Genomic DNA, 15,886 nt, shown 5'->3' with positions numbered 1-15,886 from the left:
CGCTCTCCAGGAGAGGCCGGTCCGCAATCGGCGTCCTGGAGAGGGCCGACAGACGTGGGGCGGGCACCCGGACCGGGTGCCCGCCCTTGCTGCTGGCTGCAGTTCTTGCGCCTACGGAGAGGTCAGCGGCGGGAATTGCCGAAGAGGAGGCGGTAGGCGATCAGCAGGACCAGGGAGCCGCCGATCGCGGCTGCCCAGGTGGCTCCGTCGAAGAAGTCCTTGACTATGGGGCGGTCGAAATAGCGGGCGGAGAGCCAGCCGCCGATGAAGGCGCCGGCGATGCCGATGACCGTCGTACCGACGAAACCGCCCGGGTCGCGGCCCGGCAGCAGGACCTTGGCGATGGCTCCGGCGATGAGGCCCAGAAGGATCCAGCTGAGGATGCCCATGCGGTGACCTGACCTTTCGTGCGCTGTTGACGGGGAAGACGCCGCGCGGACGGGGCGCGGTTGCGGCGATCAGTAGGGTGCGGCGCATGACACAGCCAGAGCTGCGACGGACGCTGGGCGTCGGGGACGCGGTCGTGGTCGGGCTCGGGGCGATGGTCGGGGCGGGCGTCTTCGCCGCTCTGGGGCCCGCGGCGGAGGCGGCGGGGCCGGGGCTGCTCGTCGGCCTCGGGATCGCCGCTGTGGTGGCGTACTGCAACGCCACGGCGTCCGCACGGCTCGCCGCCAGGTACCCCGCGTCCGGCGGCACCTACGTGTACGGGCGGGAGCGGCTCGGGGAGTTCTGGGGATACCTCGCGGGCTGGGCCTTCGTCGTAGGGAAGACCGCCTCGTGCGCGGCGATGGCGCTGACCGTGGGGGCGTACGCCTGGCCGGGGCAGGCACATGCGGTGGCGGCGGGGGCCGTGGTGGCGCTGACCGCCGTGACCTACGGAGGCGTGCAGAAGTCGGCGTGGCTCGCGCGCGTGATCGTGGCCGTGGTCCTCGCGGTGCTCGCGACGGTCGTCGCCGTCTGTCTCGGTTCAGGGGCGGCGGAGGCGGGCCGGCTCGACGTGGACCTCTCCGGTGGGGCGGGCGGGGTGCTGCGGGCGGCAGGGCTGCTCTTCTTCGCGTTCGCCGGGTACGCGCGCGTGGCGACGCTCGGGGAGGAGGTGCGCGATCCGGCGCGGACCATTCCGCGGGCCGTCCGGCTGGCCCTGGGGATCACGCTGTGCGTGTACGCGGCCGTGGCGGTGGCCGCCCTGTCGGTGCTCGGTGCGGGCGGGCTCGCCGGGGCCACGGCGCCGCTGGCCGACGCGGTGCGGGCGGCGGGGGTGCCGGAACTCGCGCCGGTGGTGCGGGTGGGGGCGGCGGTGGCGGCGCTCGGGTCGCTGCTCGCGCTGGTCCTCGGGGTATCGCGGACGATGCTCGCCATGGCGCGGGACCGGCATCTGCCGGGGGCGCTCGCGGCGGTGCATCCGCGGTTCCGGGTGCCGCACCGGGCGGAGCTCGTGGTGGGCGCCGTGGTGGCGGTGCTCGCGGCGACGGTGGACGTGCGGGGTGCGATCGGCTTCTCGTCGTTCGGGGTGCTGGTGTACTACGCCGTCGCCAACGCCTCGGCGTGGACGCTGAGTTCGTCGCCGCTCGCGCGCATGGGGCCGCTGGTGGGGGGCCTGGGGTGTGTGGTCCTCGCCTTCGCGCTGCCGGTGGGGGCCGTGGTGGCGGGGAGCGCGGTGCTGGGGGTGGGGGTCGCGGTGTACGGGGCGCGGAAGTGGTTGTCCCGTGGGTAGTTGGGGCGCGCGCGGGCCTCTGGGGCCCGGCCGACCGGGTCGGGGCAGCCTGCGTCAGGCGAGCTCGACCTGGACGCGTTCCTCCACGAGGAACGTGAGGAGTTCCTCGAAGGTGTGCGGACGCTGGTCCACGCGCGGGGTCAGGCCCAGGCAGGACCGGGCGATGTGGGCGTCGTGCCAGACGAGGGTGACGGGCGAGCGGGCGCCGAAGCCGCCTCGGAGGCAGTCGGTGACCGCGTCGAGATTCCGGCCGAAGTAGCCCCCGGGCCCGTTCACCGCCTCGCCCAGCGCGCAGTAGAAGCCGGGTACGTCGGTGATGTGGCGGCCGTCCAGGTGGTACGTGGCTCCGGGGCCGGCGTCGGGGGCGTACCACGCGCGGTTGACCAGTGCGGTGCCCATCCAGTGGTCGCGGCCTTCGGTGGTGAGCGGCGCCCACAGGTTGGGCTCGGTGGGGTGGCCGGGCCACCATGTGTCCCAGACCTGCCGGGCCGCGGGCGGCGGACGGTCCGACCACGGGTCCAGGGTGAGGTCGACGAGGCCACGCCCGCGCGCGGACGGGATCCACGCGATGAGCTCGCCCTCCGCGGCCTCCTCCAGCGTCTTCCCGGACTCGTCGAGGCGGAGCAGCGCGGCGTGGCCGAGGGCCTCCTTGCCGGCGTCCAGGGCCGTGCGCAGGGCGCCCCGGGGTGCGCAGCCGAGGAGTCGTACCGGGGGCCCCTCCGGTGCGGCCGTCGCGGGGCCGCTGTCCCGTACGCGGGCCAAGTCCCGGCAGGGGCCCCACGGTTCGTCCGCGGGGCCGAGGAGCCGGTATCCCGGGGACAGGGGCGGGCACTGCGGGTAGTCGGCTTGCCCGTCCGCCTCCGACGCCTCGACGGTGAGGTCCAGGCGGGACAGGTCGCGGGCGCAGACGCGGGCGCCGAGGACCCGTACGTCTTCCAGATACCACTCCCCCACGCCCGTGTGTGCCTTGTCGAGGATCTCCAGGGCGAGGAAGCCGAGCGGGGCGGAGCCGTCGGCCAGCGCCGCCTCCACGGCAGCGGCCAGCTCTCCCTGCGGGGTGCAGCCGAGGAGTTCGTAGCGGGCACGCGCGCGTGGCGGCGGGTCGGCGAAGAGGGCCTCGGCGTCCTCGCACAGGGCCCAGATGTCGTCGTGCTGGAGGTTCTCGGCGTCGTACGCCGCGAGGGCGTACTTCGGGAGGTGCACTACCAGGCCGCGAACTGCTGGTCCGTGGGCACGATTTCGCGGCCCAGCGGCAGCAGCGAGACCGGGATGAGCTTGAAGTTGGCGACGCCCAGGGGGATGCCGATGATCGTGACGCAGAGCAGGAAGCCGGTGACGATGTGGCCGAGGGCGAGCCACCAGCCCGCGAGCAGCAGCCACAGGACGTTGCCGATGCAGGAAGGGGCGCCCGCGTCGCGGCGCTCAACTGTCGTGTAGCCGAAGGGCCAGAGGGCGTAGCGGCCGATGCGGAAGCTCGCCAGACCGAAGGGGATGCCGATGATCGTGATGCAGAGGATGACACCGGCCAGGAGATAGGCGAGGAACATCCAGAAGCCGCAGAGGACGAGCCATATGACGTTGAGGATTGTCTTCACTGCTGACGACCTGCCATCCGCTCGAGCCGGGCGATCCGCTCCGCCATCGGCGGATGCGTCGAGAACATCTTGGACATGCCCTGGCCGGGCCGGAAGGGGTTGGCAATCATCATGTGGCTCGCCGTCTCGATCCGGGGCTCGGGCGGCAGCGGGAGCTGCTTCGTACCCGCGTCCAGCTTGCGCAGGGCGCTGGCCAAGGCTAGCGGGTCGCCGGTCAGTTGGGCTCCGGAGGCGTCCGCCTCGTACTCCCTGGAGCGGCTGATCGCGAGCTGGATGATCGAGGCCGCCAGCGGGCCGAGGAGCATGATCAGGAGCATGCCGAAGATGCCCGGGCCGTCGTTGTCGTTCGACCGGCCGACCGGGATCAGCCAGGCGAAGTTGACCAAGAACATGATCACGGAGGCGAGGGCTCCGGCGACCGACGAGATCAGGATGTCGCGGTTGTAGACGTGGCTGAGCTCGTGGCCGATGACGCCGCGCAGCTCGCGCTGGTCCAGGAGGCGGAGGATGCCGTCGGTGCAGCACACCGCGGCGTTACGGGGATTGCGGCCCGTCGCGAACGCGTTCGGCGCTTCCGTGGGTGAGATGTACAGGCGGGGCATGGGCTGGCGGGCCTCGGTGGAGAGCTCGCGGACCATGCGGTACAGCTCGGGTGCCTCGAACTCGCTCACCGGGCGGGCACGCATGGCGCGCAGGGCCAGCTTGTCGCTGTTCCAGTACGCGTACGCGTTGGTGCCGAGCGCCACGAGGACGGCGACGATCAAGCCCGTACGGCCGAAGAAACTGCCGATGACGATGATGAGAGCGGACAGTCCCCCGAGCAGTACGGCGGTCTTCAGCCCATTGTGCCGGCGGTGCACGGTGGCCCTCCTGATGGTGCGTGGGGGAACCCTCTGCTGACTGGTCTTCCACTGTTCAGTGGACCCTCCCGTACTGGTCAACGCCAGGCGAGGAGCGCTAGTTCCCTTGTGCGCGCAGGAGCGGTGTGGGCCTTACGGGTGACGGCCTCGGGCCGGTGTCCGGGGCCCGGCCGGGGGCGGCCGTCAGAACAGGCCGGTGTCCGCGAACCGCAGCACGAGCTGGGGCGCTCCGGAGAGGGCCACCGCGAGGACGGCGGTCAGCGAGATGGCCACGGTCAGCGGCGCCGGGACGCGGTGCTTCTGCGGCTCGCCCTCGGGGGCGCGGAACAGGAGCGCGGTCCACTGGAGGTAGTAGTAGAGCGCGATGACGACGTTCGCCGCCATGATCACTGCGAGCCAGCCGAGGCCCGCGTCGACGACCGCCGAGAAGACCGTGACCTTCGCGAAGAGGCCGATGATGCCGGGCGGCAGGCCCGCGAGGCAGAGCAGGAAGAAGGCCAGGACGACGGCGGCGAGGGGGCTGCGCGCGTACAGGCCGCAGTAGTCGCTGACGCGGTTCAGGCGCCGGCTGCGGCCCACCAGGGCGGCCACGGCGAAGGCACCCAGGTTCACGGCCGCGTACATCAGGGCGTACGCGACGGTGGAGCCGACCGCCTTCTGCGCGGCGGCGCCGTCATCCGCGTACCCGGCGGACGCGATGGGCACCAGGAGGTAGCCCGCCTGGCCGACCGACGACCAGGCAAGGAGGCGTACCGCGCTGTACGCGCGCGTGGACTGCTGCCGCAGCGCGGCCACGTTGCCGACCGTCATGGTGAGCGCCGCGAGCACGGCGAGGGCCGGGCCCCAGACGTCCGCGTACGACGGGAAGGCGACGACGGTGACGAGGATCAGGCCGGTGAAGCCGACCGCCTTGCCGACCACGGAGAGGTACGCCGCGACAGGCAGAGGCGCGCCTACGTAGGTGTCGGGCACCCAGAAGTGGAAGGGGACGGCCGCGACCTTGAAAGCGAAGCCGACCAGAGTGAGGACGACTCCGGTCTGGGCGAGGGTGTCGAGCTGCCCGTCGACGTGCTGGAGCTTGTCGGCGATCTCCGTGAGGTGCAGGGTGCCCGTCGCCGCGTACACGAAGCTGACGCCGAGGAGGGTCACGGCGGTCGCCGTCACGGAGGACAGGAAGAACTTGAGGGCCGCTTCCGAGGACTTCTTGTCGCCGCGCTTGATGCCGACCAGGGCGAACGCGGGCAGCGAGGCCACTTCGAGGGCGACGACGAGCGTGGCGAGGTCGCGGGAGGCGGGCAGGAGGGCGGCGCCCGCCGCGGAGGAGAGCAGCAGGAACCAGAACTCCCCTTCGGGGAGTTCCCGGTCCGCGCGCTTGGCGTCCTTGAGGGTGCTCATCGACAGCAGGGCCGCCAGTAGCGCCCCGCCCAGGACGAGGAGTTGGATGACCAGCGTGAAGCGGTCGGCGGTGTAGCTGCAGGCGTCCGCTCCGCCGCCGGTCAGGCAGAACGTGGAGCGGTCGTCGTCGAGGAGCGGCAGCAGGGCGAGCGCGGCGGCGGCCAGGCCCACCACGGAGACCCAGCCGAGGAGCGCCTTGCGGTCCCCGGGCAGGAAGAGGTCGGCGACGAGCACGACGAGGCCCACGACCGCCGCGATGGTGGGCGGCGCGATCGCGAGCCAGTCGACGGACTGGACGAGGCTCGCGGCGCTCTCGGTGACGGCTGTCGATGCGGCCACGGTCACGACTTGCCTCCTGCGAGGAGCTGCTGCACGGCCGGGTCGGTGAGGCCGAGGAGAGCCGCGGGCCAGAGTCCGGCGAGGACGGTGAGGGCGACGAGCGGGGTCCAGGCGGCGAACTCGTAGCCGTGGACGTCGGCGAGCTTCGGGGTCTCCTGTGCGGTCGGGCCCATGCAGACGCGACGCACGACGACGAGCATGTACGCGGCGGTGAGCAGGGTGCCGAACGCGGCGATCGACATGAAGGTGAGGAAGGCGGGGCGGCTCAGGTCGTCGGCGGGCCGGAACGCGCCGAACAGGGCGAGCATCTCGCCCCAGAACCCGGCGAGGCCGGGCAGGCCGAGCGAGGCGACGGCGCCGAACGCGAGCAGGCCGCCGAGGCGCGGGGCCCTGCCGTACAGCGCGGCGCCGGACTGCTGCGCCAGGCTGTCGAGGTCGGTGGTGCCCGTGCGGTCCTTCAGCGCGCCGACGAGGAAGAACAGCAGGCCGGTGATGAGGCCGTGGGCGATGTTGGCGAACAGCGCGCCGTTCACGCCGGTCGGGCTCATCGTCGAGATGCCGAGCAGGACGAAGCCCATGTGGCCGACGGACGAGTACGCGATGAGGCGCTTGAGGTCGCCCTTCGCGCCCTGCTTGGCGAGCGCGAGGCAGGCGAGGGACCCGTAGATGATCCCGACGACCGCGAAGGCCGCGAGGTACGGCGCGAACTCCCGCATCCCATCGGGCGCGACGGGCAGCAGGATCCGGACGAACCCGTACGTACCCATCTTGAGCATGACGCCGGCCAGCAGGACCGAGCCGACGGTGGGCGCGGCGGTGTGGGCGTCCGGCAGCCAGCTGTGCAGCGGCCACATCGGCGTCTTGACCGCGAGCCCGATCCCGATCGCCAGAACGGCGATGACCTGCACGGATGTGGTCAGCGACCGGCCGTTGTCAGTGGCGAGTGCCACCATGTCGAATGTGCCGGACTTGAGCCCGATGAGGAGCAGGCCCAGCAGCATGACGACGGAGCCGAGCAGCGTGTAGAGGATGAACTTCCAAGCAGCTTGGGTCCGTTGCTCACCGCCCCAGCGGGCGATGAGGAAGTACATCGGGATGAGGACCATCTCGAAGGCGAGGAAGAACAGCAGCAGATCGAGGACGGCGAAGGTCGCGAGGGTGCCGGACTCGAGGACGAGGATCAGCGCCACAAATGCCTTGGGGGACGGGCCCGTCGGCATCTTGAAGTAGGAGTACAGCGCGCAGAGGAAGGTCAGCAGCGCGGTCAGGACCAGGAGGGGGAGCGAGATGCCGTCGATGCCGAGATGGATGCGCACGTCGAGTGCGGGGATCCAGCTGATATCCGTCGTGGCCTGCATCTTCGACGGGTGGTCATGGTCGAAGCCGAGCGCGAGGACGATCGCGGCGAGCAGGATCACGCCGGTCACGGTCACGCCGTGGCGCAGCACGGCCTGCTCCGGCGACTTCCCCTTCAGCCCGGGCGGGGCGGGGAGGAAGGCCGCGGCGGCGCCGATGAGCGGGCCGACGACGATCAATGCGAGAAGGAACTGCATCACGGACTCACTGATACCGATCACGGCTGCTCACGCTCCGGCGGTGGCGACGAGGACGGCGGCGACAGCCAGGACGACGGCGCCCGCGAGCAGCGCGCTGAGGTAGGTCTGCACGTTGCCCGTCTGGGCCCGGCGCACCGCGGCGCCCAGCCAGCGGGGGGCGGCGCTCGCACCGCGTACATAGGTCTCGACGACCTCGCGGTCGAGGAAGCGGACGAGGCTCGCGGCGGCCTGGACGGGGCGCACGAACAGAGCCGTGTAGACGGCGTCGAGGTGGAAGCCGACGGCCGCGTGCCGGTGCAGGGGGCCCAGCAGGAGTCGGCCGGGGTCCGCCGGGTCGGGGGCGGTCGCCGGGTCGCCGTACTCGACGGTGTGCGTGGCGATGGCCTCGGCCTCGACGAGTCCGCCGTCGGCGTCCGGGTCGGCGGCGACGGCGCCCAGGGGGACGCGGGCGGCGAGGGCCGAGGTGTGCCGCCACGCGCCGTAGGTGACGAGGGCGCCGACCAGGGCGAAGCCCGTGCCGAGGACGGAGGTGGTGAGGGTCGGGGTGAGTTCGTGCCCGTCGAACCAGTCGGGCAGGGCGCCGACGGAGAGGCCGAAGGCGAGTGAGGGGACGGCGAGCACCCAGAGCACGGCGGTCATGGTGACGGGCTGCCGCCATGGGGTCTCCCCTGCTCGAACGGAGTTGAGAGCTTGGGGAAGGTCAGGGGCCTCGACGCCCTTGCCCCGGAAGGCGAGCAGCCACAGGCGGGTCGCGTAGGCGGCCGTGAGGAGGGCGGTGACCAGAGCGGCGACGAGGACGATCCAGCCCGCCGCGTGCGGGACGGACTCGGCGTGGCCGGTGGCGGCGTGCTCGGCGGACCCGAGCACCGCCTCCTTGGAGAAGAAGCCGCTGAACGGCGGGATCGCGGCGAGCGCGAGGAGCGCCACGCTCATCGTCCAGTAGGCGTCGGGCACGCGGTCGCGGAGGTCCTTCATACGGGACATCGCGGCCAGGGAGTTGGTGCCCGCGGCGTGGATGATCACGCCCGCGGCGAGGAACAGGAGCGCCTTGAAGGCGCCGTGCGACAGGAGGTGGAAGACGGCGGCGCCGCGGTCGCCGACCGCGAGGGCGCCGGTCATGTAGCCGAGCTGGCCGATCGTCGAGTACGCGAGGACGCGCTTGATGTCGTCCTGGGCGAGCGCAGCGAGCGCCGAGCCGGCCATGGTCACGGCGGCCATGACCGCGAGGACGACCAGCGCCGCCTGCGAGGCGGCGAAGACCGGGAGGAGGCGGGCGACGAAGTAGACACCGGCGGCGACCATCGTCGCGGCGTGGATCAGCGCGGAGACGGGTGTGGGGCCCGCCATCGCGTCGGGCAGCCAGGTGTGCAGCGGGAACTGCGCGGACTTGCCCGCCACTCCGGCGAGCAGGAGCAGGGCGATCAGCGTCGGGTGGTCGAGGCCGCCGTCCGCGACGGTCGCGAGGATCTTCGTGATGCGGAAGGAGCCCGCGTCCGTGGCGAGCGCGAACAGGCCGATCAGGAAGGGGACATCGCCGAGCTTGGTGACCAGGAACGCCTTGAGCGAGGCGGCGCGGGCCTCCGGGGTCTCCCAGTAGTGGCCGACGAGGAAGTACGAGCAGATGCCCATGACTTCCCAGCCCACCAGGAGAACCATCAGGTCGCCCGAGTAGACGACGAGCAGCATCGCGGAGGTGAACAGAGAGACGAGAGCGGCGTACGAGGGGTAGCGCGGGTCGTCGCGCAGATAGCCCGTCGAGTAGATCTGCACACAGGACGCGACCACGCCGACCAGGACGGCGACGAGGGCCGCGAAGCCGTCGATGTGCAGGGCGAGTTCGATGGGGACCGAGCCGGTCGGGGTGAGCTCGGTGGCGGCGTCGACGGACTGCTCGCCGCCCTGGCGGACGGCCACGAGCACGGCGAGCACGAGGGCCGTCAGCGTGGGCAGGACGGCGAGGGGGCGGACGAGACCGGGGGCCCGGCGGCCGAGGAGCAGACCGGCGGCCGCGCCCAGGAACGGCAGGAGGGGGACGAGTACGGCGAGGGTGGTCGTGGTCACGCGGTGGCCTCAGCCTTCTGTGACGGCTCCGCGGGGGCGGGTTCGTCAGCGGCGGCGCCCTCGGCACCGTCATCCGGGTCATCGGGGTCGTCGGGGCGTTCGGCGGTGTCGCGGAGGTCGTCGACGGCGGACGTGCCGCGGTTGCGGTAGACCGCCAGGACGATCGCGAGGCCGATGCCGATCTCGGCGGCGGCGATGGCGATCGTGAAGAGGGTCAGCGCCTGCCCGGCGTGCAGGGCGTCGCGCAGCCAGACGTCGAAGGCCACGAGGTTGAGGTTGACCGCGTTGAGCATGAGCTCGACGGACATCAGGACCAGGATCGCGTTGCGGCGGGCGAGCACGCCGTAGAGGCCGACGCAGAAGAGGAGGACGGCGAGGACCGCGGGATAGGCGAGGTGCATCAGTTGGTCTCCTCTCGATCCGAACGATCCGAACGATCCGCGCGGCCCGAACGGCCCGAAGCGGTGCGCGTGGTGGGCGCCTTTCCGTTGGTGCTCTCGTCGGCGTCCTTCTTGCGGGACAGGACGATCGCGCCGACCAGGGCCGCGAGGAGGAGGACCGAGAGCGCTTCGAAGGGCAGCACCCAGTGGCGGAACAGGATCGATCCCGTGACGTCCGTGGAGCCCTGCGGGGAGTCCACGTCGATCCACTGCGTACGGAAGGCGTCGACGACCACCCACACCAGGGCGGCCGCGGCGGCGACGGCCACCGCGAGCGCGACCGGCCGGTTGCCCGAATCGGCCTCCGGGGAGCGGCCGATGGGCGCCCTCGTGAGCATCAGACCGAACAGGAGGAGGACGACGACGGAGCCCACATAGATCAGGACCTGGACCCAGGCGATGAACTCGGCCGTGAGGAGCAGGTATTCGACGGCGAGCCCGCCGAGCGCCACGACCAGCCACAGCGCCGCGTGCACCAGCTGCTTGGTGGTGACGGTGATGACCGCCGCGCCGAGGGTGACGAGGCCGACGAGCAGGAAGGCGATCTCGACGCCGGACGGGGAGAGGAAGCCCTGGGGGGCGCCTGCCGCGAGAGTCACGCGTCGCCCTCCGTTCCGGCAGCGGTCCCCTGGGCCTCGGCCCCCTGAGCCTCGGCCTCCTGGGCTGCGGCCGCCTGCGTGGCGGCGAGCTTGTCCGCCGCCTTGCGGGCCGCGGCGATCTCCTTCGGCTCCTCGGCGCTCGGGTCGAGGGCGGGCGGGGCCGGGACGGTCCACATCCACTCGCGGAGCTTGTCGCGCTCGTGGGTGAGTTCGTGGATGTCGGTCTCCGCGTACTCGAACTCCGGGGACCAGAACAGCGCGTCGAAAGGACAGACCTCGATGCAGATACCGCAGTACATGCAGAGCGAGAAGTCGATGGCGAAGCGGTCGAGGACGTTGCGGCTGCGCTCGCGGCCGCCCGGGGCCGCCGCCGGGAGCGTCTCCTTGTGGGAGTCGATGTAGATGCACCAGTCGGGGCACTCGCGGGCGCACAGCATGCAGACCGTGCAGTTCTCCTCGAACAGGCCGATGACGCCCCGGGTGCGGGGCGGGAGTTCGGGCTGGACGTCGGGGTACTGCTCGGTGACGGTCTTCTTCGTCATCGTGCGGAGCGTGACGGCCAGGCCCTTGGCCAGGCCGGAGCCGGGGAACGGAGCCACTAGTTGATCGCCACCTTCACGATGCCGGTGAGCGCGATCTGCGCGAGGGCGAGCGGGACGAGGAGGGTCCAGGAGAGCTTCTGGAGCTGGTCCTCGCGGAGACGGGGGTAGGTCACGCGCAGCCAGATGACCACGAAGGCGAGGACGGCCGTCTTCAGCAGGGTCCACAGCCAGCCGAGGCCGTCGGCGCCGCCGGGGCCGTGCCAGCCGCCCAGGAACAGGACGGTGGTGAGGCCGCACAGCACGACGATCCCCGCGTACTCGGCGAGAAGGAAGAGCGCGAAGCGGAGGCCCGTGTACTCGGTGTAGGCGCCGAAGATGATCTCGGAGTCGGCGACCGGCATGTCGAAGGGCGGACGCTGGAGTTCGGCGAGGCCCGCCACGAAGAAGACCAGGGCGCCGACGATCTGCCAGGGCAGCCACCACCACTCGAAGGCGTGGAGGATGCCGGGCAGGGAAACCGTTCCGGCGGCCATCGCGACCGAGGCGGCGGCCAGCAGCATGGGGAGTTCGTAGGCGAGGAGCTGGGCGGCGGTGCGCAGGCCGCCGAGGAGGGAGAACTTGTTGGCCGAGGCCCAGCCCGCCATGAGCGAGCCGAGGACGCCGACGCCCATGACGGCGAGGACGAAGAAGATGCCCGCGTCGACGAGCTGGCCGACGGCACCGTCGCCGGGGCCGATCGGGATGGCGATCAGCACGAGGAGGTAGGGCAGCAGGGCGACGGCGGGGGCGAGTTGGAAGACGCGGCGGTCGGCGTCGGCCGGGACGACGTCTTCCTTCTGCGCGAACTTCACGCCGTCGGCGACGAGTTGGGCCCAGCCGTGGAAGCCGCCCGCGTACATGGGGCCGAGGCGGCCCTGCATGTGAGCCATCACCTTGTGCTCGGTCTGGCCGATGACCAGGGGCAGCACGAGGAAGACGACGAAGACGGCGAGGAGCCGCAGGGTGACGTCGAGGGCGTCGGTCACTCCGTTCCTCCTGGGTTGTCTTCTGACGTTTCCGGTCGCGGCTTGGGCTCCGGCTTGGCTTCCGGTTCCGGCGCGGGCTCCGGCTTGGCTTCCGGTTCCGGCTTGGGCCTCGGGTCGTCGAAGGCGGGCTTCGCGTGGTGCCAGGGGGCGTCCGGGCTGCTGCTGCCGGCCGCCGAGGGCTGCGGCGCCGTCGGGGGCTCGGGCGTCGTCGCCCGCTGGCTCGCCGAGCCCTGGCTCGCGCTGCGTGCCCGGCGCGGAGGCTTCGCCTCGGTGGTCTCCGGCGCGCCCGTCGTGGGGGCGGCGGCCTGGCTCGCCGAGCCCTCCCCCGCCGTCCGGGTCCGCCGCGCCGGTCGCTCACCCGCGGCGCCCGCGCGGCCCGCGCCCCGCGCCGGTCGCGCCGGGGCAGGCGGGAGTTGGCCCTTGAGCGGGCCCCACTCGTTGGGGTCGGGCACGCCGGGGGGCAGCATCTGGCGGCGCTTGGGCCCGCCGTGCCCCGCGCCCTCGCCCGGCTCCTTCGCGCCCGGCCACGCCTTCGCGACGCGCGCCGCGAGCACGAAGTCCTTACGGAGGGGGTGGCCCTCGAAGCCTTCGGGCAGCAGCAGCGGGACCAGGTGCGGGTGGTCCTCGAAGCGGACGCCGAACATCTCGTGGGTCTCGCGTTCGTGCCAGGCTGCGCCCGCGTAGACGTCGACGGCGGTGGCGAGGACCGGGGCCTCGTGCGGCACCGTCGTACGGACGAGGAGGCGGCGCACCGGGGCGAGGGCGACGATGTGGGCGCAGACGCGGAAGCCGGTGCCCGGTTCGTCGACGGCGCTCAGCCAGTCGAAGTAGGTGCAGTTCAGGGTGGTGCGCGCGGTCCGAAGTGCCGTGATCCAGGCGGCCGCGGGCACGTCCACCGTCAGGACCTCGTACGACTCCTCGGCCGTCGCCTCGGCACCGAAGAGCTCCTCGACGGGGCTCGGCAGCCAGCCGGTCATGCCCGTGCCTCCCCCGGCGTCGGCGGTTTCACCAGGTCGCTGCGGAGGGCGGCCGTCGAGGGCCTGCCCGAGCCGTTGGCGCCCGAGCCATTGACGCCCGCGCCGATGGAGCCCGCGCCGTTGGAGCCGTACCGCTCCCCCAGCGACTCGCGGGCGATCTTCTCCTGGAGCTTGAGGATGCCCTGGAGCAGCGCCTCGGGCCGGGGCGGGCACCCCGGCACGTACACGTCGACGGGGATGATCTGGTCGACGCCCTTGGTCACCGAGTACGAGTCCCAGTACGGGCCGCCGCAGTTGGAGCAGGCGCCGAAGGAGATGACGTACTTCGGCTCGGGCATCTGCTCGTACAGGCGCTTCACGGCGGGGGCCATCTTGTCCGTGACTGTGCCGGAGACCACCATCAGGTCGGCCTGGCGCGGCCCCGGCGCGAACGGGATCACGCCGAGCCGGATGAAGTCGTGGCGGGCCATCGACGCGGCGATGAACTCGATCGCGCAGCAGGCGAGGCCGAAGTTGAAGACCCAGAGCGAGTAGCGGCGGCCCCAGTTGAGGACCACCTTCATCGGCTCGGGCGCCAGCCGGGCGAGCGCGCCGAGGCGCTTCGGCTCGGGGAGCAGGACGGGCACAGGGTCCGGGATCGCCGGGTTCACCGGGTTCTGGTTCTCCGGGGTCACGTCCACGTGAGGACGCCCTTCTTGTATGCGTACAGCAGTCCCACGGCCAGGAAGCCGAGGAAGATGAACATCTCCACGAGCGTCGTCGCGCCGTAGCCGGGCGCGGCGAACACGGTCGCCCAGGGGAAGAGGAAGATCGAGTCCACGGCGAAGATCACGTACAGGAACGCGTAGACGTAGTACCGGACCTGGGTGTGTGCCCAGCCCTCGCCGACGGGGTCGACGCCGCACTCGTACGTGAGGAGCTTCTCCGGGGTCGGCACGACGGGGCGCAGCAGCCGTCCCGCGCCGAACGCGACGCCGACGAAGAGGACACCCACGAGCGCGAGCAGCCCGACGACGGAGTACGACTGGTAGTAGCTCGCGGCGAGGTGCGACACATGATCGTGCGTCATGTGGTCGTGCGCCGGTGCGTGCACGTCAGCCCTCACTCCCTCGTTCCCTGCGGATGCTGTCCAGCGGACCCGCTTCGACGATCTGTACGGACGGGAGTCTAGGCCCTGCTAAAGGTTCGGTAAGCAGAGCGTCAGGCATCTGTCACGGCCATTCCGTTACCGGGTCGGGGAGCGTACCGGGAGGAACCGGGGGCGGTGCCGGGAGGAACCCGGGCCGGTACCGGGAGGAACCCGGGGCGGATGGGGGGTTATCCCCCGTACGCCCCGGCAGCGCACCTCATGGCGTCGCGGCGCGCGGCCGGGCACGCTTGCGCGTATGACCGCGAGCACTTCGACCTCCTCCGCCGCCGCAGCCGCGTCCACGGGCGCGTCCGCGTCCGCCGACGGGCCGCCGCCCGCCCGGTTCGCGTACGGCGGGCACACCTGGCGGGAGATCGCCCATCTGCTGGTGAACCTGCCGATGGGCATCATCGGCTTCGTCTACGCCGTCACCGTGGTGTTCACGGGCGGCCTGCTGTCGGTCACGGTCATCGGCCTGCCGCTGCTCGCCCTCGGCCTGGCCGGGGCGCGGCAGTACGGGCGGATGGAGCGGGCCCGCGCCCGCACGCTGCTCGGGCTGCACGTCGACGAGCCGAGCCCGCTGCCCACCGCGCGGCACAGGGGCGGGTTCTTCGGCTGGCTGTGGACCGGGCTCAAGGACCCGGTGGGCTGGCGCACCATGCTGTACGCGGTCATGCGGCTGCCCTGGGGCGTGGTCACCTTCGCGGTCACCACGGTGGGGCTGTTCGTGCTGTGGCCGGTGCTGCCGTTCGTGGTGCGCGGGCTGGCCAACGCGGACCGGGCGATGGTGCGTGGACTGCTGTCCCCGTCCGACGAGTTGGAGCAGCGCATCGCGGAGCTGGAGTCGGACCGGGGCGTCGTCGTGGACACGGCCGCCGCCGACCTGCGCCGCATCGAGCGCGATCTGCACGACGGCGCGCAGGCCCGCCTGGTGGCGCTCGCCATGGGGCTCGGCCTCGCCAAGGAGAAGCTCCTGGAGGACCCGGACGCCGCCGCCGAGATGGTCGGCGAGGCGCATGGCGAGGTGAAGCTCGCCCTCCAGGAGCTGCGCGACCTGGCCCGCGGCATCCACCCCGCCGTCCTCACCGACCGCGGCCTGAACGCGGCGCTGTCCGCGGTGGCCTCGCGGTGCACCGTGCCGGTGAAGGTGACGGCCGAACTGCCCGAGCGGCCCGCGGAGGCCATCGAGGGCATCGCGTACTTCACGGTCTCCGAGCTCCTCCAGAACGTCAGCAAGCACAGCGGCGCCCGGTCCGCGAGCGTCGACGTGTGGCGGTCCGACCGGCGGCTCCTGATCCAGGTGTGGGACGACGGGCGCGGCGGTGCCTCCCTCGACGGCGGCACTGGCATGGCGGGCCTCGCGGACCGGCTCGGCGCGGTCGACGGGCTCTTCGTCATCGAGTCGCCGCAGGGCGGGCCGACGACGATCACGGCTGAACTGCCGTGGCGGGACCGGAAGTCGACTCCGTAAGGGTCGGCAAGGGGCGGCTCCGTAGGGGGCGGCTCGGTGGGGAGCGGGTTCCGTAGGGAAGTGCCCTTACGGGGTGGGTGGGGCCCCTGTGTGATCCCTGCCCATCGCCGAGGCACGCCAAAGGCAGCTCGCCCAAGGTGTCGAAGCACGCCAAAGGCAGCTCGCCCAAGGTAGGGAAAACCC

The 15,886-nt window shown here is 72.1% G+C and carries 16 protein-coding genes; 2 read left to right on the top strand and 14 right to left on the bottom strand.

All coding sequences use genetic code 11. From position 1 onward, the window contains the following. Positions 1–122: 122 nt before the first annotated feature. A complete protein-coding gene (locus tag ACFWYM_RS04535; RefSeq protein ID WP_384829829.1) occupies positions 123–389 on the bottom strand; it encodes a GlsB/YeaQ/YmgE family stress response membrane protein in 267 nt (88 codons plus the stop codon). A gap of 86 nt (positions 390–475) precedes the next feature. Between ACFWYM_RS04535 and ACFWYM_RS04530 the strand changes: the two genes are divergently transcribed. Then, positions 476–1,714 (top strand): APC family permease, encoded by a 1,239-nt coding sequence (locus tag ACFWYM_RS04530; protein WP_384829826.1) that lies wholly within the window; start codon positions 476–478, stop codon positions 1,712–1,714. A 54-nt stretch (positions 1,715–1,768) separates the two neighbouring features. Here ACFWYM_RS04530 and ACFWYM_RS04525 read toward each other — a convergent pair whose 3' ends face one another. From ACFWYM_RS04525 to ACFWYM_RS04465, 13 genes are all read right to left on the bottom strand, one after another. Beyond that, entirely contained in the window at positions 1,769–2,917 is a 1,149-nt protein-coding gene (locus tag ACFWYM_RS04525) for a barstar family protein (protein WP_384829823.1), read from the bottom strand. Beyond that, positions 2,917–3,309 carry a YccF domain-containing protein gene (locus ACFWYM_RS04520; protein WP_384829820.1) on the bottom strand — a complete coding sequence of 131 codons (393 nt, stop codon included), beginning with the start codon at positions 3,307–3,309 and terminating at the stop codon, positions 2,917–2,919. The genes ACFWYM_RS04525 and ACFWYM_RS04520 overlap by 1 nt, the downstream gene beginning before the upstream one ends. Next, a complete protein-coding gene (gene htpX / locus ACFWYM_RS04515) occupies positions 3,306–4,169 on the bottom strand; it encodes a zinc metalloprotease HtpX (protein ID WP_384829817.1) in 864 nt (287 codons plus the stop codon). Before htpX ends, ACFWYM_RS04520 begins: the two co-directional genes overlap by 4 nt. A 183-nt stretch (positions 4,170–4,352) precedes the next feature. Beyond that, positions 4,353–5,909, bottom strand: coding sequence for an NADH-quinone oxidoreductase subunit N (locus tag ACFWYM_RS04510; protein WP_384829814.1), 1,557 nt, complete (start codon positions 5,907–5,909; stop codon positions 4,353–4,355). Further along, the gene (locus ACFWYM_RS04505; RefSeq protein WP_384829812.1) at positions 5,906–7,480 is read right to left on the bottom strand and encodes a NuoM family protein; all 1,575 of its coding nucleotides are present in this window, start codon (positions 7,478–7,480) and stop codon (positions 5,906–5,908) included. The genes ACFWYM_RS04510 and ACFWYM_RS04505 overlap by 4 nt, the downstream gene beginning before the upstream one ends. Positions 7,481–7,486: 6 nt before the next feature. After that, on the bottom strand, positions 7,487–9,520 hold the full coding sequence (locus ACFWYM_RS04500; protein WP_384829809.1) for an NADH-quinone oxidoreductase subunit L: 2,034 nt from the start codon (positions 9,518–9,520) through the stop codon (positions 7,487–7,489). After that, entirely contained in the window at positions 9,517–9,921 is a 405-nt protein-coding gene (gene nuoK / locus ACFWYM_RS04495) for an NADH-quinone oxidoreductase subunit NuoK (protein WP_384829806.1), read from the bottom strand. The genes ACFWYM_RS04500 and nuoK overlap by 4 nt, the downstream gene beginning before the upstream one ends. Further along, positions 9,921–10,559 (bottom strand): NADH-quinone oxidoreductase subunit J, encoded by a 639-nt coding sequence (locus ACFWYM_RS04490; protein WP_384829803.1) that lies wholly within the window; start codon positions 10,557–10,559, stop codon positions 9,921–9,923. The genes nuoK and ACFWYM_RS04490 overlap by 1 nt, the downstream gene beginning before the upstream one ends. After that, the gene (locus ACFWYM_RS04485) at positions 10,556–11,158 is read right to left on the bottom strand and encodes a NuoI/complex I 23 kDa subunit family protein (protein ID WP_384829799.1); all 603 of its coding nucleotides are present in this window, start codon (positions 11,156–11,158) and stop codon (positions 10,556–10,558) included. Before ACFWYM_RS04485 ends, ACFWYM_RS04490 begins: the two co-directional genes overlap by 4 nt. Further along, on the bottom strand, positions 11,158–12,126 hold the full coding sequence (locus ACFWYM_RS04480; protein ID WP_384829796.1) for an NADH-quinone oxidoreductase subunit H: 969 nt from the start codon (positions 12,124–12,126) through the stop codon (positions 11,158–11,160). Before ACFWYM_RS04480 ends, ACFWYM_RS04485 begins: the two co-directional genes overlap by 1 nt. Further along, positions 12,123–13,103 (bottom strand): NADH-quinone oxidoreductase subunit C, encoded by a 981-nt coding sequence (locus ACFWYM_RS04475; RefSeq protein WP_384829793.1) that lies wholly within the window; start codon positions 13,101–13,103, stop codon positions 12,123–12,125. Before ACFWYM_RS04475 ends, ACFWYM_RS04480 begins: the two co-directional genes overlap by 4 nt. Next, positions 13,100–13,783: an NADH-quinone oxidoreductase subunit B gene (locus ACFWYM_RS04470; protein ID WP_384829790.1), complete on the bottom strand. Its 684-nt coding sequence runs from the start codon at positions 13,781–13,783 to the stop codon at positions 13,100–13,102. Before ACFWYM_RS04470 ends, ACFWYM_RS04475 begins: the two co-directional genes overlap by 4 nt. After that, complete coding sequence (locus ACFWYM_RS04465; RefSeq protein ID WP_384830149.1) at positions 13,774–14,172, bottom strand: NADH-quinone oxidoreductase subunit A; 399 nt, start codon at positions 14,170–14,172, stop codon at positions 13,774–13,776. Before ACFWYM_RS04465 ends, ACFWYM_RS04470 begins: the two co-directional genes overlap by 10 nt. A gap of 316 nt (positions 14,173–14,488) precedes the next feature. Between ACFWYM_RS04465 and ACFWYM_RS04460 the strand changes: the two genes are divergently transcribed. Further along, positions 14,489–15,703, top strand: a complete 1,215-nt coding sequence (locus tag ACFWYM_RS04460) for a sensor histidine kinase (protein WP_384829787.1) — start codon at positions 14,489–14,491, stop codon at positions 15,701–15,703. The last annotated feature ends 183 nt before the right edge of the window (positions 15,704–15,886 follow it).

Origin of the sequence: Streptomyces sp. NPDC059009 (assembly GCF_042740175.1) — a bacterium.
GTDB lineage: Bacteria > Actinomycetota > Actinomycetes > Streptomycetales > Streptomycetaceae > Streptomyces.
The sequence above is the reverse complement of the archived record's forward strand: the minus strand, read 5'-3'. Positions and strand labels throughout refer to the sequence as shown.